The organism is Ruegeria sp. D3 (assembly GCF_056534465.1).
The window spans coordinates 101,980-122,369 of the sequence record NZ_JBQFPK010000011.1 but is presented as its reverse complement, the minus strand read 5'-3'; the positions used below and the strand labels follow the sequence as shown (position 1 = coordinate 122,369).

Annotated in this window: 20 protein-coding genes; 6 read left to right on the top strand and 14 right to left on the bottom strand. The window is 59.1% G+C overall.

The features are described 5' to 3' along the window. Positions 1-4 precede the first annotated feature (4 nt). The 3 genes from ACR0DX_RS16615 (at position 5) to ACR0DX_RS16605 (ending at position 3,288) form a co-directional block, all read left to right on the top strand. Positions 5-982, top strand: a complete 978-nt coding sequence (locus ACR0DX_RS16615; protein WP_170356160.1) for an efflux RND transporter periplasmic adaptor subunit — start codon at positions 5-7, stop codon at positions 980-982. 87 nt (positions 983-1,069) lie between these two features. After that, a complete protein-coding gene (locus ACR0DX_RS16610) occupies positions 1,070-2,173 on the top strand; it encodes an ABC transporter permease (protein ID WP_170356159.1) in 1,104 nt (367 codons plus the stop codon). Further along, a complete protein-coding gene (locus ACR0DX_RS16605; protein ID WP_480846771.1) occupies positions 2,173-3,288 on the top strand; it encodes an ABC transporter permease in 1,116 nt (371 codons plus the stop codon). The genes ACR0DX_RS16610 and ACR0DX_RS16605 overlap by 1 nt, the downstream gene beginning before the upstream one ends. A gap of 15 nt (positions 3,289-3,303) precedes the next feature. On the opposite strand, the gene ACR0DX_RS16600 is transcribed toward ACR0DX_RS16605, so the two are convergent. The 11 genes from ACR0DX_RS16600 to ACR0DX_RS16550 all read right to left on the bottom strand — a co-directional run bounded on the left by ACR0DX_RS16600 (position 3,304) and on the right by ACR0DX_RS16550 (position 12,020). After that, positions 3,304-3,861: a TetR/AcrR family transcriptional regulator gene (locus ACR0DX_RS16600; protein ID WP_170356157.1), complete on the bottom strand. Its 558-nt coding sequence runs from the start codon at positions 3,859-3,861 to the stop codon at positions 3,304-3,306. A gap of 248 nt (positions 3,862-4,109) precedes the next feature. After that, entirely contained in the window at positions 4,110-4,664 is a 555-nt protein-coding gene (gene comE, locus ACR0DX_RS16595) for a sulfopyruvate decarboxylase subunit beta (RefSeq protein ID WP_170356156.1), read from the bottom strand. Further along, positions 4,661-5,167 carry a sulfopyruvate decarboxylase subunit alpha gene (comD, locus tag ACR0DX_RS16590; protein WP_170356155.1) on the bottom strand — a complete coding sequence of 169 codons (507 nt, stop codon included), beginning with the start codon at positions 5,165-5,167 and terminating at the stop codon, positions 4,661-4,663. Before comD ends, comE begins: the two co-directional genes overlap by 4 nt. Positions 5,168-5,215: 48 nt before the next feature. Further along, positions 5,216-5,626, bottom strand: a complete 411-nt coding sequence (locus ACR0DX_RS16585; RefSeq protein WP_170356154.1) for a universal stress protein — start codon at positions 5,624-5,626, stop codon at positions 5,216-5,218. A 22-nt stretch (positions 5,627-5,648) separates the two neighbouring features. Continuing rightward, positions 5,649-6,629, bottom strand: coding sequence for an alcohol dehydrogenase catalytic domain-containing protein (locus tag ACR0DX_RS16580; RefSeq protein WP_170356153.1), 981 nt, complete (start codon positions 6,627-6,629; stop codon positions 5,649-5,651). Continuing rightward, on the bottom strand, positions 6,626-7,387 hold the full coding sequence (locus tag ACR0DX_RS16575) for an SDR family oxidoreductase (protein ID WP_170356205.1): 762 nt from the start codon (positions 7,385-7,387) through the stop codon (positions 6,626-6,628). Before ACR0DX_RS16575 ends, ACR0DX_RS16580 begins: the two co-directional genes overlap by 4 nt. After that, the gene (gene hisD, locus ACR0DX_RS16570; RefSeq protein ID WP_170356152.1) at positions 7,380-8,687 is read right to left on the bottom strand and encodes a histidinol dehydrogenase; all 1,308 of its coding nucleotides are present in this window, start codon (positions 8,685-8,687) and stop codon (positions 7,380-7,382) included. Before hisD ends, ACR0DX_RS16575 begins: the two co-directional genes overlap by 8 nt. A 12-nt stretch (positions 8,688-8,699) precedes the next feature. Then, a complete protein-coding gene (locus ACR0DX_RS16565; protein WP_170356151.1) occupies positions 8,700-10,028 on the bottom strand; it encodes a TRAP transporter large permease in 1,329 nt (442 codons plus the stop codon). 11 nt (positions 10,029-10,039) lie between these two features. Next, a complete protein-coding gene (locus ACR0DX_RS16560) occupies positions 10,040-10,552 on the bottom strand; it encodes a TRAP transporter small permease (protein ID WP_170356150.1) in 513 nt (170 codons plus the stop codon). Positions 10,553-10,664: 112 nt separating this feature from the next. Further along, a complete protein-coding gene (locus ACR0DX_RS16555; RefSeq protein ID WP_170356149.1) occupies positions 10,665-11,810 on the bottom strand; it encodes a TRAP transporter substrate-binding protein in 1,146 nt (381 codons plus the stop codon). Between the two features lie 24 nt (positions 11,811-11,834). Continuing rightward, positions 11,835-12,020 (bottom strand): hypothetical protein, encoded by a 186-nt coding sequence (locus ACR0DX_RS16550; RefSeq protein WP_170356148.1) that lies wholly within the window; start codon positions 12,018-12,020, stop codon positions 11,835-11,837. Positions 12,021-12,158: 138 nt separating this feature from the next. On the opposite strand from ACR0DX_RS16550, the gene ACR0DX_RS16545 reads away from it, so the two are divergent. Then, entirely contained in the window at positions 12,159-13,184 is a 1,026-nt protein-coding gene (locus tag ACR0DX_RS16545) for a LacI family DNA-binding transcriptional regulator (RefSeq protein WP_170356147.1), read from the top strand. Here the strand turns inward: ACR0DX_RS16545 and ACR0DX_RS16540 are convergent. Together ACR0DX_RS16540 and ACR0DX_RS16535 are read right to left on the bottom strand one after the other, a co-directional pair. Beyond that, on the bottom strand, positions 13,181-14,152 hold the full coding sequence (locus ACR0DX_RS16540) for a LysR family transcriptional regulator (RefSeq protein WP_170356146.1): 972 nt from the start codon (positions 14,150-14,152) through the stop codon (positions 13,181-13,183). The genes ACR0DX_RS16545 and ACR0DX_RS16540 overlap by 4 nt on opposite strands. An 88-nt stretch (positions 14,153-14,240) precedes the next feature. Continuing rightward, on the bottom strand, positions 14,241-16,676 hold the full coding sequence (locus ACR0DX_RS16535; protein WP_480846765.1) for a GcvT family protein: 2,436 nt from the start codon (positions 16,674-16,676) through the stop codon (positions 14,241-14,243). Between the two features lie 183 nt (positions 16,677-16,859). Here ACR0DX_RS16535 and ACR0DX_RS16530 point away from each other — a divergent pair, with 183 nt between their 5' ends. Together ACR0DX_RS16530 and ACR0DX_RS16525 are read left to right on the top strand one after the other, a co-directional pair. Then, positions 16,860-18,377, top strand: a complete 1,518-nt coding sequence (locus tag ACR0DX_RS16530; RefSeq protein WP_170527459.1) for a trimethylamine methyltransferase family protein — start codon at positions 16,860-16,862, stop codon at positions 18,375-18,377. A gap of 60 nt (positions 18,378-18,437) precedes the next feature. Next, entirely contained in the window at positions 18,438-19,406 is a 969-nt protein-coding gene (locus ACR0DX_RS16525; protein WP_170356143.1) for an agmatinase, read from the top strand. On the opposite strand, the gene ACR0DX_RS16520 is transcribed toward ACR0DX_RS16525, so the two are convergent. Then, entirely contained in the window at positions 19,403-20,377 is a 975-nt protein-coding gene (locus tag ACR0DX_RS16520) for an arginase family protein (protein WP_170356142.1), read from the bottom strand. The two genes, ACR0DX_RS16525 and ACR0DX_RS16520, sit on opposite strands and share 4 nt — an antisense overlap. Positions 20,378-20,390 lie beyond the last annotated feature (13 nt).

Sequence of the window (20,390 nt, the reverse complement as noted above, 5' to 3'; positions counted from 1 at the left end):
AGCCATGTCAAAACCCAAGTTGTTCGCTGCGATCATTGCAAGTGCAATGGTCGCGGGTGGCGCCCTGGCCTGGATCGCAACAGTGCCAAAACCGCTGGTGGTTCAAGGCGAAGTCGAGGCGACCCGCATTGACCTGGCCGCAAAAATCGGCGGCCGTGTCGCCGCTGTGAATGTCGATTTCGGGGACACCGTGCAGATAGGCGATATGGTCGTGTCCTTGGGCAGCCCGCAATTGCAAGCGGGTCTGAAGACGGCACAAGCCGCTGTCGACGTGGCGATTGCCAATCGTGATCTGGTTTTCGCAACCCGACCCGAGGTCATCGACGCGCGCCGGGCCGAGCTTGCGCGCGCCAAAGCCGATCAGGACCTGGCGCAAAAGACTTATGACCGGATCGAAAAACTCAGCGAAACCTCGTTTGCTTCGCTACAAAGGCTTGACGAGGCCTCGAACACTTTGGCGGCCGCCCAACGTGGGGTCGACGCGGCGCAGGCCAATCTCGAACTCGCCGAAAACGGCAACAGCATAGAACAAAAAGCCGTTGCTCAGGCTCAGGTCCAAGAAGCCAAGGCCGCTTTGCTACGCACGCAAACTGATCTTGAAGAGCTGCAAATTGCAGCACCTATCAGCGGTCAGGTCACCGCCCGGCTTGCAGAACCTGGCGAGCTTTTCTCGGCCGGGGCTATTTTGTTATCCATAGTGGATATTGATAACGCCTGGTTCACGTTCAACCTGCGTGAAGACTTGCTGAACGGGCTGGAAATTGGGCAGGAACTGAATGTGCGCGTACCGGCCCTGGGTGATCTGGTGATCCCTGCTCGCGTTACTGCCATCAATGCCGAAGGCAGCTATGCCAATTGGCGCGCCACGAAAGCCACGGGTGATTTCGACCTGCGCACATTCTCGATCAGGGCTGAGCCGGTCACGCGCGATGCGGCCCTGCGGCCGGGTATGAGCGCTTTGGTGGATTGGGCGGCACGCTAGGCCATGTCGCGTCCGCTACCAGCCGGTTTTCGGCGCTCCTTTCGTCGAGAGCTGCGCCGGATTGCCCATCAACCTCGCCTAGCATTTATGCTGGGGCCATTTCCTTTGATCCTGATGCTGTTGCTTTCTGCGGTCTTCGCGCCCGGGCTTCCTTCGAGCCTGCCCGTAGCCGTTGTCGATCAGGATGGGACAACCCTGTCGCGCCAGGCTGTTCGCATGATCGACGCCACTGCGGACCTTGCGGTCACTGTCCGCGCGACGTCTCTGGCCGAGGCGCAGGACGCTCTCGTCTCGGGCGCGGTGTACGCCGTTATTTTCATACCCCAGTCAATGGGGCGCGACTTGCTGCAAGGCAACCGGCCCGAGCTTGTTACCTTCTATAACAACCAATTCCTGACCGTCGGAGGCATCGTTTCAAGGGCTAGCAGGCAGGCAATGGGGACCTTTTCGGCAGGTGTTGCAACCCAGGCTCTGGTCGCAAACGGGGCTGTCCCCGAGGCCGCAGTTGAAGCGGTCGTACCGATCCCGGTTCAGCGCAGTCCTCTGTTCAATCCGGCTCTGGACTATGTCCAGTTCCTGCTTGCCGCCCTTATGCCCACTGTATTGCAAATCTTCATAACAGCCAGCGCTGCACTGACCATCGGCAGCGACGTCCAGCACCCCAATGGCATGGCACGGCTGACCCGGATTGGCGGCTCGTCGATCACGGGTATCGCGGGAAAACTGGCACCCTACGGGTTAGCCTATTTGCTGACACTTATCTTTGCAGACGTGATCATTTTTGGGGCATTTGATGCTCCGTTCAACGGAAACATTTGGCTGCATGGAGCTTACTCGGCAGGCTTTGTTTTAGCTTGCCTGTGTCTGGGCGGGATGCTCGCGATGATCGCCGGAGAAACCGTGGGCGCGCTAGGCTTGACCGGCGTGCTGACCGGCCCAGCCTTCGGCTTTGCCGGCATCAGTTTTCCGCGCATAACAATGAACACTTTTGCATGGATTTGGGGTGGATTGCTGCCGCTGACCGCCTATCTGCAACTTCGCACGGATCAGGTACTGCGCGGCGCGCCGATTGAAGTATCTCTGCCTGCCTTTGGATGGTTGCTGGGGCAGATACTGCTTTACGGTTCAGTTCTGGTGTTTTTGGTGGCCCGCTCGGCGCAAATGCCAGCTAAACAGGCGAGCACTGCATAATGAAACGCTTTCTCGACGCTGTTTTGGACTCGATCTTCAGGCTGTTTGCCGACAAGGGTGCGCGCATGACGATGGTCGTTTCGATCCTGATCTATGCGTTTCTCTACCCCCAACCCTATACAGGCGAAGTGGTTCGGGATGTCCCTATCGTCGTAATTGACCAGGACGGATCAACCGCCAGTCGAGAACTGCGCCGACGTGTCGACAATTCGGATCAGGTCGCAGTGGTCGCGCACACCGACGGACTGCCAGCCGCGCAAGAGATGTTCAACGCGCGAAAGGTCTATGGTGTCCTGATCATACCGCCTGATTTCGAACAAGATCTTTTGCACGGGCGCCAATCCCCAATCGCAGCCTTCGGAGACGGCAGTTATTTCCTTCTTTACGGAGCGATTTCCTCGGCTGTGTCATCTGCTGCGAACAGTCTTGGGGCCGAAATCCGTGTAAGCCGTCTGACCGCTCTGGGCGTTGACGCAGGAACGGCTGCAGCTCTTGTTTCGCCGGTGGTGATTACTTCGGTTCCTCAGTTCAACCCGAACGGAGGATATGCCAGTTTCGCAGTTCCAGCCGCGTTTGTCCTGATAATCCAGCAAACGCTGCTGATCGGAATAGGAATAATGCACGCAGGCAAACCGGCTAGACCGGGCATAGCGAGGGTGGCAACACCCACCGCCTACATTCTTGTGTATACATTCTGGGTCGCGGTAACACAGTTGCTGCTGCCAGTGATTTATGGGCTGCCGCAGGTCGGTCACCCGATAACGCTGTTTGCCATTGCGGTGCCGTTTCTAATGGCCGTGACCGCAATGGGTTTTGCGCTTGTTCAGGTGATCCCTACCCGGGAAGGAATCATCTTCTTTCTTGTCGTGCAGGGATTGCCGCTGTTCTTCATAACCGGCGTCTCATGGCCGATCGAAAGTGTGCCAGATCCAATTCGCTGGCTGGCGATGGCAGTGCCCTCAACTTCGGCTATGTCCGCCATCATCCGCGTCGACCAAATGGGCGCGTCGCTTTCAATGATCATACCAATCGTGAAGCTGCAGCTTGCGCTTGCTGTTGGTTATGCAGCCATAGCGTACGCGCTGCACAATTGGCGATTTCCGAACAGCAGCTGAGCCTCGGCGCGCTGCTTACGAGTCCAAGAACACAGTCCGCAGAATGCGGTGGATGTCGTCTGAAAACTCGTCACGAGAAGTCGAAACAACCAAGGCTCCTCGGGTTGATGTGACCAGCAAATGCGCCAAATCGAGCGCCCTGTCCGGCGTCGCCGCCAAACCATTTTCTGACATGAACCGGGCAAGGTTTTCGACGTAGACCTTGGGCCAGTTTTCCGGCTGGTCTGCCGACAGTTTCAGGGCATCTTCCAAAAGCTCTGACCCATGTCGTGTTTTGGCCAGCTCGACCGAGTCTCCGACCACCGAGGTTAAAACCGTGGCCAGAACGTCGATAGGGTCGCCATTTGCCTCATCCAGAATTCCAAAGACGTTTTGGTACAACGCCTGCATATACGTGACCAATGACCACGAATAGCACGCGTCTTTTGAACCGAACTTCTTGTAAATCGACTGCCGCGACAACCCGACCGCCCGGGCGATATCTTCCATCGAAGTTTTGCGGAAACCGTATTGGGCAAAGGCCGTCATGACATCGCGAGGATTGACGCCAGAGATTGTGTAAGCCGTTACCATTTTTCACCTTTCTGAGGTTTTGCAAACCACATCCGGCACTGTTTCCCCATCGCCAGATACCGCTTGTCCAACCCGTTCCTGCCAGGAGGACATACCCCATGTTTTGCATCATGTTTACAGTATTAATACTTAATGTCAACTGACCGTGATCACAAAACGTCGCGAAATTTTCGCTACAACCGACTCAAAAGCGCCGCCCCATTGGTCGGGGCGGCGCGCGTGCGAGGTCACATATCTAAACCGCAAAGTCAGGCTTGCACTGCCTTCATGAAACGGTCCCGGATGACGACTGGATCCATGGTAATCGGCGGCATTTTAGCGTTTCCGCTTTGGCATTTGGCAACGATGATGGTCATCTTTCGCGCCTCCAACGCCTCTTGCACAACCCGACCGGTGTCTTCGGCCTGACACTCGATCACCCTGTCGCAACCGGCCGCTTCTGCCATTTTCGCAAGAGAGGTTTTCTGTCCTGCGTAAGTAGGCTGGTCGCCGGTAGAACCATATGATCCGTTATCAACGATCAGCAGAATATAGTTGTCGGCCACGTTGTTTGCGATTGTTGGCAGCGTACCCAGATTGGTCAGAACCGACCCATCCCCGTCAATCACGATGACCGGTTTGGGTTGTGACAGCGCCAGGCCAAGACCTATGGACGACGCCAACCCCATGGTCCCCAGCATGTAGAAATTAGAGGGCTGGTCATCGATGGCATGCAGTTCCTGACTGGGGATGCCAATATTGCAGACAACCAGCTGATCACGCAGAATCGGGGCGATTTCTTTCAGGATTTCAGAACGGATCATTGGTCGCCATAGCCTCCCCAAAAATTGGCGTCGGTCAGGATGGCGACCGGCTTGTTGCACATGAACGTGTATTTCAGGATCGCGTCCAGCTCTTCTACGTCCGACTTGTGATGAAAGTGATAGGTCGGGATATTCAGCTGCGCCAGCAGTGCCTTTGTGTGAACGGCCATTTCGACTTGACAGGCGATCGGTTCGCGCAGCTCACCCCGGTACGAAATCAGCATGGGCAATGGCATTCTGTAATACTGGATCAGCGTGGCCAGTGTATTGATCGTCACACCGATCGCCGTGTTCTGCATGATAATCGCGGGGCGTTTGCCACCCATCCAGGCACCCGCGCACAGGCCCATTCCTTCGTCCTCTTTGTTCGAAGGGATGTGATAAATACCCTCGCGTTCGTCGATCTCGGCAATAACGCCGGCCAGCTGTTTGCAAGGAACGGTAGTGACGAACGAGATATCGTTGGCCACCAGATCGTCCGTGATCTTCTTGTCTATATTCATATCCTGTCAGTCAGTCCTGTTTTGGCGCACAAGGCGCAGTTCGAAGTGTTATGGCCTGCGGTGCACGTGGACCGCGCAGCCAGCATGACGAACGACCCGAGACGCGGTCGATCCCAAAAAATAGTCACTTAGGCCAGGCTTGTGCGACCCGATGACGATGCAATCAACGTCGTTATCCTTGGCGAAATCGATGATGGTTCGGGCCGTATGCCCTTTGATGATCTCGGGCTTGACCCCGTCCAGCCCCGAAACCTTGTCACGCAACAAATTACGGGCGGAGCGAAACCCTTCGGCGACCATATCTTTGTCGAGATATGCGCTGACCGATCCCTGCGGCATTTCATAGACGTGTAGCGCGACTATCTCGGCGCCTTCCGCTGACAAGGCCCGCGCGACTTCCAGCGTATGTGGCGATATGCCGTGGTCCAAAGCCATGGGTACAAGAATTTTGCGATACATATTACCTCTCTTTCTGGCGCGGTCAGTGCTCCGGTGCGAGGATGATTTTCGGCGCGGCGACCATTCCCCGACGCAGATCCCGAAACGCCCGCCCCCCCTCTGACATCGGCCGCTCCTCAACCCAGTCCAAAGCACCCAACCGTCCATCGAAAATAGCTGCAGCCGTTTGGCGAAAATCCTCAGCCGTATAGGTATAGGTGCCGATAAATGTGATCTCCTGCAAGGTCATGCGGCGAATATCCAAACCTCCGGCACCCTCGCCAAGTCCGACATGAATCATGACCCCACCAGGTTGCGTCAACGCCGACGCAGTAGCGCGCGTCGCCGCAAACCCCACTGCATCGATCACCAGAGGGAAAGTTTCTGACGTTTCAGAGACTACGTCGAATGCCCGCAAATTCAGCAAATATGCCCGTCGCAGCGCGTTCGGTTCAACTATAACGACATCCTGCACGCCCATCGCCTGCAGGGCCAAAGCTGCGGCCAGTCCGATCGCCCCCCCGCCCACAACAAGAGCGCGACGCTCCATCGCTGGGTGCAAGGCTTCCAACCCCAGCCGCACGGCATGCCAACTAACCGCCAACGGCTCGGCCAAAGCCGCGCGCGACAAAGGAATATCATCTGGCACATCGACCAAATTGCGTTCGGGCATTGAGATAAATTGGGCAAATGCGCCCTCTCGTGGCGGCATTGAAATGATCTGGCGGTTTTGACACAGGTTTTCCCGCCCCGCTTCGCAGACCGCGCAATTGCCGCAAGTGACCAGAGGGTTGACTGTCACCCGCGCCCCGTCGCGTGGTCCTCCAACGATCACGCCTGCCGCCTCATGCCCCAGGATCAGCGGCGCGGGACGTCTGGCATCATGTCCCAGATAGGCATGCATGTCCGATCCGCAAATACCCACGGCTTCGACACGGATCAGCTGTTCCTCTGGTCCGGGAACTGTGTCCGGAACATCCCGGAATTCCAGGTGTTCAACCCCTTCATAAACCAGAGCTTTCATTTCGCAGTAAACCCCCCATCGACCATCAGCACCTGCCCGGTGACGTAGCTGGACGCTTCTGAGCACAAGAACAAGATCGGCCCGTCGATATCCTCTACCCGCCCATTACGTCCGATACAGGTCTGCGCGGCGTTGCGCGCGGCGCGGTCAGGGTCGTCGAACACGGCCTGAGTCAGCTCGGTCGGAAAGAACCCCGGTCCGATGGCGTTGGCGGTGATGCCATGTGGCGACCATGCCTCGGCCATGGCACGGGTCAATTGCCCGATCCCGGCCTTTGAGGCCCCATAAGCAATCCCCCCTGGAAAGGCCCGCGTGGTCTGTAGTGAAGCAAAGTTGATAACGCGCCCCCAGCCTTTCGCCTTCATGGCGGGTACCAATGCCTGGCTTAGGAAAAACGGCGCGCTCAGGTTCAGCGCCAGCGTCGCGTCCCAACCATCGGGCGTGACTTCATCCGCCACCTCGCGGGTGTTGATCCCGGCAGCATGGATGACGATGTCAGGCGCGCCGAATGCCAAGCTGATCTGTTCAACCAGCCTTCCAAGCCCCGCGCGGTCGGCCACATCCGCTGTCACAGTCGCGCCCTTGTCGCCAAGTTCGCCTTTCAGTCCTGCCAACGCCTCGGCCCGGCGCGCGACGCCCACTACCCGTGCCCCAGCGGCGGCCAGAGCCTGCGCCGCCCGTCGGCCCAGGCCCGAGCTTGCTCCGGTGACGCAAGCCACCCGCCCGGTCAGGTCAAACAACGCGCGCGGGTCATCCATCTGCGGACAGGTCAAATTGCTCATCGGGGAAATACTTCGCCAACCGCACATCGGCCGCGCGGGCGTGGCCCTCCATCCCTTCCAGCCGGGAAATGCGGGCGGTCGCGATGGCGATGGGCTTCGATCCCTCGCGCGTTGCGCGTTGCCACGTGACGATCTTCATGTATTTGTGGACACTCAACCCCCCAGTATAACTGGCCGCGCCGGACGTCGGCAGGACGTGATTGGTGCCAGTAGCCTTGTCGCCATAAGACACTGTCGTCTCTTCGCCCAGAAACAAAGACCCATAGCAGGTCAGCCGGTCCAGCCACCAATCCAAATCCTCGGCCTGCACAGTCAGGTGTTCAGGCGCATAGGCGTCAGAACAGGCGGCCATTTCTTCGCGATCGGCGCACAGGATCACCTCGGCATAGTCGCGCCACGCGGCCGAGGCGTTTTCGCGGTTCAGTTCCGGAAGGTCTTCGATCAGTGAAGGAACCAGTTGCATCACTTTCTCGGCCAATGGTCGATCATCCGTCACCAGCCAAACGGGTGAATTGTATCCGTGCTCGGCCTGACTGACCAAATCGGTCGCGACCACATGCGCGTCAGCGCTGCTGTCGGCAAGGATCAGACTGTCTGTGGGACCCGCGATCATGTCGATGCCGACCTTGCCATAGAGGATGCGCTTGGCCTCGGCTACGAACTGATTGCCAGGGCCCACAAGGATATTCGCGCGCGGCAGGCCGAACAGGCCATAGGTCATCGCCGCCACGCCTTGCACACCGCCCATGGCCAGAATGCTGTCTGCCCCACAGATATGCGCGGCATAGACAATGGCTGGCGCCACGCCTTCACCGGGGCGCGGTGGCGAACAGGCTGTGATATGACGACAACCCGCCACTTTGGCCGTGGTCACGGTCATGATCGCGCTGGCGATATGGCTATACCGCCCGCCCGGCACATAACACCCCGCCGCGTCCACCGGGATCGCTTTTTGCCCGGCGATGACGCCCGGCACGATCTCGACCTCGACATCTGATACGGTCGCTTTCTGCGCTTCGGCAAAGCGGCGCACATTATCATGGGCAAAGCGGATATCAGCCTTCAGCTTTTTGGGCACCAACGCGATGGCCGCATCAATCTCGGCCTGCGTCATCAGTACATTGCCGTCGAACTTGTCGAACTTGGCCGCGTACTCCATCGCTTTGGCATCCCCGCCCGCCTCGATATCGGCCAGGATTGTCTTGACCGTGTCGTGCACTTCGGACGCATGAGATTGCGCCGTCAACGTTGCCTTTTTCAAATAGTCACGGGGCATGGTCAGCAGGTCCTATTGGTAGATTTCAGGAAGCAAGGTGGTCGAAACCGCCGGTACATAGGCGATCAGGATTACCACGATCAGCATGGTCAGAACAAAGGGCACGGCACGCGCCGCAATTTTTAGAATTGACTCTCCGGTTATCCCGGAAACAACGAACAGGTTCAGACCCAACGGCGGGGTGATAAAGCCCACACCCAAGGCGGTGATCATCATGATGCAGAACTGGATCTCGTTCATGCCGATATTGTCCGCCAGCGGTTTCAGGATCGGGGCGAGGATCACGATATTCGGCGTCGTCTCCATCACACAGCCTGCCGCGATGAGGATACCGATCATCAGCAGGATCAACAGATACGGATCATCGGTCAGCGAGGTCACGGCCGTCACGAACCCCTGTGGAACGCCCATGATCGCCAGCGCTTCGGCCAGAGGGGCGGAGAAAGCGATGATCGGCAGGATCACCCCGTTCACTTTTGCGGAACTGACCAGCATCGACGGGAAATCAGCCAACGTCAGAGTGCGCAGGATGAAGCCCATGATGATGGTGACGACAACAGCGGTCGCGCCCGCCTCGGTGGGCGTCAGGCGGCCCGAGAAGATGCCGTAGAAGATGATCCCCGGCACGATGAACGCATACCAGCCGGATTTCAGCGCCTTGCCCAGATTGGCCAGCCACTCGCCCATGGTCATCATGCCGCCACCCTCGTAGGCGTAGATGCGGTTCATGATGATGTTGGTCACAAGGATCGAGACCAGAATGGCCAGACCGGGGATAAGTGCGGCCAGAAACAACGTGGACGCGGATATGCCCAGAACCAGACCGATGATGATATAGGCGATCGAGGGTGGGATCAGGATGCCGGTACAGGCCCCGGCGGCTACCAGCGCGCAGGCATAGGGCCGGGGATAGCCGCTTTCGACCAGCCGGTTGATCGTCATTCGGCCCACCGCAGCAGCGCCCGCCGCGTCCGAGCCCGAGATGGCAGCGAACATGCCGCAGACCAGAACGGTGGCCGAGCCAAAGCCACCCTTGGCAAAACAGGTCAACGCCTCGGCCACGTCCAGAAACTTTCGCGACAACCCGGTACGCACCAGCACGTCCCCGGTTAGGATGAACAGCGGTACGGCGGTCAGAGCAAAGGCGTCGATGCCGGTGAACAAGCTTTCGCCTACAAGGCTCAGCGGTAGGTCACCGGACATGACCAGCATTACGATGGCGGCGGTGCCGATAGCCGCCCAGACGGGCACAGCCAAGGCAATCAGACCAACGAACAGGATCACAGGCAGGTAGAAATCCCACCCAAGTTCAACAGTTTGATTGAGAGAACCCCAAAGCATCGCGTGTCCCCTCAGTCAAACAGCTTGTCGCCTTCGAAGACGGGCGTGCCGTCCCTCAGGCATTTTAAATCGCGCATCAGTGACTGGATCAGACGCCAGATCATCAGCGCAAAACCGGTGGGCACGGCCATCAGGAACCACACCTTCGATACCCGCAGCCCGTCCGTCACCGAACCGAACTTGGCCGAAACATGCACCGCCTCATACGACCAGTAGAGCGCGATGATCGCCACGCCGAACATCACTAGATCGCCAAAGATATACAGCAGCGCCTTGGGACGCGGCCCGAGGTAGTGCATGATCACGTCGATGCGGATATGGGCGCGTTCCTTTACGGCTGCTGCCGCACCGATCCACGCAAGGTAGATGAAAGAATAGCGGACGATCTCTTCGCCCCAGATCGACGAGAAAGCGAAAATCTCACGCCGAAGAACCTCGATGGCCATGGTGATGACCAGCATCACGTAGAACACCAGCAGCAGCCAGCGCTCGGCGTTGCGGTCTATGTTTTGAAGTAGGGTCATCTGTTCCCTCGGCAAAAGAGCAACCGGGCCATAGCCTTCTTTGGCGGGCCTGCTTCAGGTCCGGCTGCTTTGGAAGATCGCGGGCTCACTCGCTGCGCCCGCCGCCTGTCTGTTAAGCGTCGTGGACGTAGTATTTGCCCTGCGTGCCTGCGGCCTCGACCAGCTTTTCGAACGCGTCCATCGACCCGGCAAGCTCGGTCTTGAAGGGGTCCCATTCGGCGTTCTGATAGCCGCCGACGCTTTCCCATTCGGCCAATTGATCGGAACTGAGCGAGTGGAACTCGACTCCCGCCTTGTTCAGCTCGGCCATGGCATAGGCGCGGGCCGAGGGCACTTTGGCCAGGTTCTGATGCGCGGTCATTTCCGCACCCCACATGATGCCTTCCTGTACGTCAGGCGGCATCGAGTTGAACCATTCCAGATTGCAAGAATAGACCTGACTGTCCGGCACCGCCTGCGTGAAGGTTACATGGCTGAGGATATCCTTGAAGCCGAACACGAAAAGCGCGCCCACTGACGGGTCCAGCGCATCTGCTACGCCCTGCTTGATGGCCGAGGGGGTCTCACCCCAAGCAACCGGCGTCGGGTTCGCGCCCGCCATACGGTAATATTGCTGCAGCATCTTCGAGCCCGGAACGCGGAATTTCACACCGCTCATGTCGCCCGGCGTAATTATCGCATTGCCACCCTGACGCACCGCAACCACGCGCGGGTCGATCACAACGTAGAACAGCGCCTTGAAACCGGCCGCCTCGACCTTGGGATGAACTTCGTTCTTCCAGGTGTCGGATGTCACAAGGTTGGTGAACTTCTGGTTCGAGCCGCACAGATACGGCATGTTGATCAGGTCAACGGTCGAGGCAAACGGTGCAAAGTTCGACAGCGAGTGCTGTGCGGCCTGAATTGTACCACCCTGAACCTTCTGAACCAGCGATCCGCCCGCACCCAACTGCCCGCCGGGGGCCAGTTTCACATAGACTTTGCCGTTTGTAGCGTTCTGGATGTTTTCCTTCAGGTCCAGTTGCATGATTGGATAGCTGCGCGATGCGCCCAGCACATAGGCCGTGGCGATGGTCATCACGTGGTCGGCTGCCTTTTCGCGCTCGCTTTCCTCCTTGGCAGTCTGAGCCGCGGCTTCGGTCGACCACAACACCCCACCGGCCCCAGCGACCAGCGCGGCAGTGAATGCGCCCGTGGCACTGAGTTTCAGGAAGTTGCGGCGCTCGGCCGACGCCAGTTCCAGTTTGTCCTTGTTCATTGATTGCCCTCCCAAGCAAAAAAGTCAGCTGTCGCGTTCTGCGTTGCGGTCAGCCTCCTTTTTCAGAATTGCGACAACGAACAGGATCGACGCCGCGAATAGAACCAACATCTCGCCCACGTCTCCTAGGAATGCGCCGCTCGCAAACGCGCCCATCGCAACATTCGCGAAATAGATGACGAACACGATGATAGAGGCAAACAGAAACATATTCCGGGTCCCATGGTGGATTCGGCTCAACCTCACTTGTAAGCGCTTACATACAAAATGCAAGCGCTTACATATCTGCTTTCCATATCACCTCCATAGATGTACACTCATTGACAAAGGTGAATTACGGATTTGGAAATGTCGAAACCGCGCTCAGCCCCGACGCTGGATGATGTCGCCAAAATGGCCGGAGTTTCGACCGCGACAGTGTCACGATGCCTGAACAACCCCGATCGCGTTGTCGCCACAACCCGCGAACGGGTTCAGGCCGCCGTTGACGCTTTGGGCTATACCCCCAACTTCGCCGCCCGGGTTATGGCGGCCAAGCGCAGTTTCACCATCGGGGCGATCATTCCGACCATGGAGAATGCTATTTTTGCAAGGGGCCTGCAGGCATTCCAGGAGGAGTTGCATCTGCGCGGTTACACGCTGCTTGTGTCCAGTTCCGCCTACAAACCTGATATTGAAGAAGAACAAATCCGAAAACTGGCTGCGCGGGGTGCGGATGGCCTATTGTTGATCGGCCATGACCGTGACCCAGAGATTTACAAGTATTTGGAAAGCCGCAGAATTCCGACGCTGATCGCGTGGTCTTACCGGCCCAATGCATTGGCACCGTCTATTGGTTTCGATAACCGCAAGGCAATGCGCAACCTTGCAGAGCGCGTGATTGCGGCGGGTCACACCAGAATCGGGATGATTTCGGGGATCAGCGAAGGCAATGATCGCGCCCGGCTAAGAATTGAGGGCGTTCAAGACGCCGCCAACGCGCGCGGTCTAAACCCAGACGGTTTCACAATAGTCGAAACGCCTTACGAAATCGAAAACGGTGGTGCCGCGTTTGCTGAACTTATGGCACAACCTGTCCCACCGACCGCAATCCTGTGCGGCAATGACGTTCTAGCCGTGGGGGCTGTGCGGCGCGCACAAGACATGGGCCTGCGTGTCCCTCAGGATGTATCCATCACCGGATTCGATGATATCGAACTGGCCCGGATCGTCTCTCCGGCATTAACGACAGTGCATGTGCCACATCGTGAAATGGGGCGCAAAGCGGCGCTACAACTGGTTGAGATGGTTGAAACGCAAAGCCCCGGACAAGGCGAGCAACTGGCGACCAATATAGTATCGGGCGGATCACTTGGACCGCCACCCCAAGGTTAAGCGGCCTCGGCCTCCATTGTACGGAAATCATCCTTGAGCCAACTGTGGGTGGCACACATCGGATCGGTGAAATGCTGACGAATGAGCTTTCCCATGGCTTTTTGGATCAGCGCCGATGTGGTTTCAGGGTAAACTTCGGTTGTGAACAGCGACACCGTACGAACAAAGTTACGCCCTGGGAACGGTATTGCCTTCACGCTATCGTGGAACCTTTGGGCGCGGTGGAAACACGCGGCAGTCGTAATGGCCCACCCTGCCCCTTCTGCGACCAGACCGATGATGGACTGGTTGCACTCCAACTCGAAACGGTTGGGCAAGTTGTACTTGCTTCGCGCCAGTTGGATTTCGATCTGCTTGCCGATCATGTAGTCCCGAGAATAGCGTAAAAGGGGTAATTGCGCATCCGGCGTGAACAAATCGCTGGCCGTTCCCTCAAAACCAGCGGGCAGGATAACGATGAACGGATCCCGCATCAGAGGGTATTCGATTAAACCATCCGTCCGCTCGGACGGGCGCGTGGCAACCCCCGCATCCAACTTGTGTTCCTGTAGCTTCGCGATGATCTCATGGCTGGGCCGGGTGAAATGGCGGAAGTTGCAGCGCGGCAGGGCCTGCGCCAGAAACCGGAACAGATCTGGTGCGATCTGATTGTCGAAATCGTCGATCAATGCCAACCTTAAATCTGTAGCGTGCCGCCAGTTTCCTGTGCGGATTTCAGCCTCACCTCGTTTCAACGTGGTGAGCCCGTCGCGAACGTAACGCGAAAAGACCTCGCCAGCCGGGGTTAGACCCATCGGACGTCGACTGTGATCAACCAATTCGATACCCAATGCCGCTTCAAGACTGCGCAAGTGATTTGACACAGTACTGATCGACAAACCGGTTTCCGACGCAACTTGCTGAATAGATCCGGATTTGGCGATCAACTGGAAGACTTCCAGCCAGCGCAAGCTCAGGGATTTGGACACGAGGACCACCTACAGTTTCGATTACTTCGAAACTATCGAACCAGAGAATGATCCCCAGAGCAATCCGGAAGTTGCGCTTGTATCGCGTTCAGGATTTGATCCGACCGAAATCCGGATCGTAAGGCGACGGTGCAATCACAACCGCCGACACACGCTCACCGCATCGGTCCAACTCCATTTCCGACCCGACGTCTGCCAGCCCGGGATCAACAAAAGCATGGGCAAGGTTCAGTCCAATCCGATGCCCCCATTCACCCGAAGTGATCGTTCCGATGACCTCATTTCCCCGCATCAGCGAAGCGCCGGGATGCGCCGGGCCTTGATCCGTCTGAACCTGCAGCGCCACCAATTTCCGGCGCGGGCCCTCGGCCTGTCGCTGGAGCAAGGCATGGCGTCCAATGAAATCGCCCTTGTCCAGCCTGACGAACCGATCCAGCCCGGTTTCGAACGGGTCAAACTCGGTGATCAGATCGGCCTTCCAATGCAAAAAGCTCTTTTCCATGCGCATTGACTCGACCGCGCGCGCGCCGAACAGCTTGAGTCCATGTGCTTCGCCCGCCTGCTGCAATGCCAGATAAGCTGCATAAAGCGAGACATTGGGAACGTGGATTTCATAGGCCAGCTCGCCTGAGAAACTGACACCCATCACAGTCGCCGGAGCGAAGCCAACAAAGCACTCTCGAACGCTGAGCCACGGGAAAGCATCAGCCGACCAATCGCCGCGCGCGCAGGCGCTCAGGACGTCGCGTGCTTTTGGGCCCGCCAAAATCAGGATCGTCTGGTCGTTGGTCAGGCTGCGCAGCTGGACGTCCTCGTCGCTCCGCAAATGGCGGGTCAGCCAGTCCCTATCGTGGAACTCGCTGGCTGCTGCCGAGCCGTACCAGACACGCGCTGGCCCCCGGTCGCTGGCGGGAAGATTGGCCACGGTCGCCTCGGCCTTGACCATACCATGGTGGTTCAGCAGATAGCCCAGCCCCACACGCCCGTCGCGCTTTGTCACAGACCCACAGAACATCCGATCAAGAAACGCATGACGGTCCGCGCCGGTGATCTCGATCCGGTTGAAACCATTCACTTCGGCCAGCCCCACGTTGGTTTGGACATTGGCAACCTCGGCGGCCACCAGATCGAAGGTTTCGTCAAAATCGAAACTGTGAGTGGGCGCGAAATCGGGCGATGGCTTGATGTAATCCACCCTTTCCCACCCGTTCACGACGGTAAACTCGGCCCCCTCCGCCGCCAGAACCGGGGTCAGAGGGGTCGTCTTGGCGGGTCGCCCTGCGGGGCGGTGTTCATGTGGGAAGTGAAAGCGGAACTCGTTCTGGTAATCCTCGATGGCTTTCAGCGCGGTCAGTTCCACATTCGCGTGCCCCGTGAACCGACGCGGATCAAGGCACCACGTGTCATAGCACGCCTCACCATGCACGATCTGTTGCGCCAGCAGCCAGCCGTGGCCGCCACCTTCGCCAAGCCCCGCCCGCAGACCGATGATACAGAACGCATTGCGCTTGCCCGGGATCGGCCCGACCAGAGGCGCACCGTCAATCGTATAGGTGATCGGGCCATTGACCACCGTATGCACGCCCACCTCCATCAGCGCGGGCATCCGGGCAAAAGCGCCTTCCAGCACATCCGTCACTCGGTCCAGATCGTCAGGGCAGAGCGCGTTGACGAAATTCGGGTCAATCCCGTCCATGCCCCAGGTCTTGCAGTCCTGCTCATAGAACCCCAGCAGCAGCCCGTTCTTTTCCTGCCGACAGTAATAATCGCTGATCTGGCACCGCAACAGCGGCATCCTGTGTCCCGCATCGCGAATGGCCGGGATCTCTTCGGTCAGGAAATACTGATGCTCCATCGAGGCGACGGGATGATGCACCCCCATCATTGCGCCCACCTCATTCACGCGATAGCCGCCCGCGTTCACGACAATATCGCAGTCGATATCACCCTTTTCGGTCTGCACCGTCCATGTGTCGTCAGCGTGTTGTTTCAGCCCGATGACCGGCGTGTTGCGATATACCTCGGCCCCGGCCTTGCGCGCCCGCCGCGCCAGCGCCTGACACAACTGCGCGGGATCGATATCCCCATCCATCGGATCCCACAGCCCGCCGATCAGGTTCTCGGTCGAAATCAGAGGGTGACGACGCGCGCATTCCTCGGCGTCTATCACCTCGAACTGCACGTCCATCCCGCGCGCCATAGAGGCGAAATGGCGATAGCCCTGCATCTGCGCTTCGGTATTTGCAAGACGGATACCGCCGTCGCCGTGGTGGTAATTGATGGGATAGTCCGGATCGTCGGCCAGTTCCTTGTAAAGCCGGATCGAGTGCGATTTCAGCCCGACCATAGTCTGGTTCATCCCAAAATTCGTCACCTGCGCAGCCGAATGCCACGTGGTGCCCGAGGTCAGCTCGTTCCGTTCGACCAGAACCACATCGCTCCACCCCTCCTGCGTCAGGTGATAGAGGGTCGAGCAGCCCGCGATCCCGCCTCCGATGACAACGACCTTGGTGCGTGATTTCATGGGCGCGGCTCCTGTTCTGTTCCGCCCAAGTCTTGCGGAACAATGCGCGCGCACGACAAGTCGCCCGACGCTTGTATTGAAAAATCGAAACCGCGATTGCGGATTCTGCAAATTGCACTTCGCCTTTGCGTGGGGCGCAATGTGGCGCTTAGGTTTCGGGAAAAGCAACGGGAAAGGAACCGGATGAGCACGGGCAGCAAACGAAGCGGCAGACGCGCCCGGCACGCGCAGCGCGCGGCCGCCCCCGTGATTGATCCCTGCCCGCCCGGCCAGATCGGCGGGGCCTTCAAGCCGCTAACAGACGTCGAGATCGCGCAAATTTACGACACCGCCTTGCGCCTGCTAGAAACCCTGGGGATGGGCGAGGTGCCGGATCGGCTGGCCGGCGACCTGCGGGCTGCCGGAGCGCAACCCGGCCCTGACGACCGATTGCTGTTCCCGCGCGCCATGGTCAAACAGGCCATTCAATTCGCCCCCAAACAATTCACCTTTCATGGCCGCGATCCCGCGCGTTCGGTCGAGGTGGGCGGAGACCGGGTGTATTTCGGCACCGGCGGCGCGGCGGTTCAGACGCTGGATATCGACTCCGGGCTGTATCGCCCCTCAACCCTGACCGATCTGCATGATTTCACCCGGCTACAGGACACGCTGCCCAATGTCAGCTGGTTCACCCGCTGCTGCGTGGCCACCGATGTGCCGGATAATTTCGATCTGGACGTGAACACCGCCTATGCGCTCATCCGCAACACGACCAAGCCGATTGCCACGTCCTTTACGCTGGCCGAACATGTCGCGCCCATCGTCGACATGTTGGATATCGTAGCCGGAGGGCCCGGCGCATTCGCCGCGCGCCCCTTCCTGAAGGCGCATATCAGCCCGGTCATCTCGCCCCTGCGCTATGGCGAGGATGCGGTGGATGTGGTCTATGAATGCATCGCCCATAACATCCCCATGTCCTGCATCACCGCAGCGCAAGCGGGCGCGACGGCCCCGGCCACGCTGGCCGGGTTTCTGGCGCAGTCGCTGGCCGAGACTTTGGCCAGCCTTGTCATGGTCAACACCATCAAACCGGGCTTTCCGATGGTTTTCTCCAACTGGCCCTTCATCGTGGACCTGCGCACCGGGTCTTTTGCGGGCGGCAGTGGTGAAACCGCGATCCTAAACGCCGCCTCGGCGCAGATTTCCAACTGGTTGGGTCTGCCCTCGGGTGTGGCGGCCTCGATGACGGATGCCAAGGCGATTGACGCACAATACGGGGCGGAAAAAGGCATCACTTCGCTGGCGGCGGCGCTGGCGGGCGGGAACCTGATCTATGAAAGCTCGGGCATGACCGCATCGCTGCTCGGGGCCAGTTTCGAGGGTTTCGTGCTTGACAATGAGATGCACGCCCACACCTATCGTGCCCTCCGTGGGATTGAAGTGACCGAGGAAAACCTTGGGTTCGATGCAATCTGCCAGTCGGTTCTGGGCGACGGGCATTTTCTGGGCAGCGCCCATACTTATGACGCGATGGAGCGCGACTATTACTACCCCGAGATTGCCGACCGCACCGAGCCGCGCACCTGGGCAGACGAAGGCGCCACCGACGCTTGGACCGCTGCCCGCACCCGGGCGAGTGAGATTTTGGCGACGCACCACCCCCAATATCTGACCCCCGAACAGGATGCAGAAATCCGCGCCCGGTTTCGTATCCTCGATTGACCTTCCCCAAGCCTCCCCCGGCGGCTAGGGTCGGCTTAAATACACAGCAATGAGGCCCCGATGTCCGATCCCTTCTTTCAGCCCGTCTCGGCCATGGAACTGGCACGATTTGCCGGCGTGCCGACCTTTATGCGCTTGCCGGGCATGACGCTGGATCACGCGCGGATCACTGAGGTTGATATCGGGCTGGTCGGCATCCCCTGGGACGGGGGCACCACGAACCGCCCCGGCGCGCGCCACGGGCCGCGCCAGTTGCGGGATTACTCGACCATGATACGCGCGATGAACCCGGTGACCGGGGTTGCCCCCTTTGCGATGATGAACTGCGCCGATCTGGGCGACGTGGCCCCGAACCCTGTGGATATCGAAGATACGCTGAACCGCGTGACCTCGTTCTACACCGACCTGACCGCGCGCGGCATCACCCCTCTGACCGCCGGAGGGGATCACCTGACCACCCTGCCCGTCCTGCGCGCGCTCGCCAAATCCGGCCCGCTGGGACTGATCCAGTTCGACAGCCATACGGACCTTTTCGACAGTTACTTCGGCGGGCACAAGTTCACTCACGGCACCCCGTTCCGCCGCGCGGTCGAAGAAGGGCTGGTCGATCCCAAACGCTTTGTTCAGGTGGGCATTCGCGGCACCGCCTATAACACTGAGGATATCGAATGGGGCGAGGCGCAGGGCATCCGCATCATCCGTATCGAGGAACTGTTCGACCGGGGCATCGGTGATGTCATGGCCGAAGTACGCGGCATTGTCGGCGACGCGCCGACCTATTGCACCTATGATGTCGACTTTGTGGACCCCACCTTTGCCCCCGGCACCGGCACGCCCGAGATCGGTGGCCCGAACAGTTTTCAGGCCCAGCAAGTAATCCGCCAGATGGCCGGGGTGAACTTGGTGGGCGCCGATCTGGTCGAGGTCTCACCACCCTTCGACGCCTCGGGCGGCACCGCATGGCTGGGGATTTCGCTCATGTTCGAACTGCTCTGCGTGCTGGCGCAGGCCGTGGACACGCGCCGCTAACTGACGTTTTCGGCGATCATCGAGATCATCTCGAACATCACCGCTGCTGCCGTAAGTGCGGTGATGTTGTTGGGGCTGTCCTTGGTGGGCATCATGCACACCACGTCTCCGCCCACGATATTCAGCCCGCGCGCGGCGCGCAAAATCCCCACGGCTTCGTCAATATCGAACCCCTTCTCGCCGGGTTCCAGATTGGACACCGCAGGCGCGACAGTCGGGTCGAGGCAGTCCAGATCAAAGGTGATATAGACTGGGCGATCACCCAGCACTTCACGCGTCTGCGCCACCACGTCCTCCAACCCGCGCTGTCGGAATTCGCGCATGGTGACGATGTTGTAGCTATAGTCATATGAGGGTTGCAGCCAGTCCAGGCTGCGCGGATGACCCCGTAGACCGATCTGCATGGATCGCGTCGGGTCGACCTGCCCCTGATCGGCCAGATAGGCCCCCCAATGGGCGGCGGATTTCTTGGCGCCCAGAAAGTGATCGACCTTGGTGAACACATCCGTATGGGCATCCAGATGCAGAAAGCTGACGGGTTCTCCCCCGGCCAGTTGACCACGTCCCAGCGCCTGCACGATGCCGCCGGTGATCGAGTGATCGCCACCCACCGACACAGGCCGCGCGCCTGCTGCGTCGATGTCTTTGTAAAAAGTCGTGATACGCTCGATGCAGTCCTCGTTGTCATTCGCGCGCGGAAAGGGCACATCGCCCACATCGGCGATCTTGGCGGTGCTCCACGGGTTGATTTCGAACACCGAGTGCACCCGCCGCTGCACCGCCGAGACATGGCGCAGCGCGCGCGGGCCCAGATGCTGATCCCGCTCGGTCGTGCCGTTGCCGGTGGAATGCGGGACGCCGACCAAGGCGATATCCTGCCCCTCGGGGCCGGTATTTGGACAGCGAAACAGGGTCGGCACGCCCCACCAATAGAGGTTATCCATCATCGACTGTTCATAGCGGTCGGTCATCTGCATCCCCTTC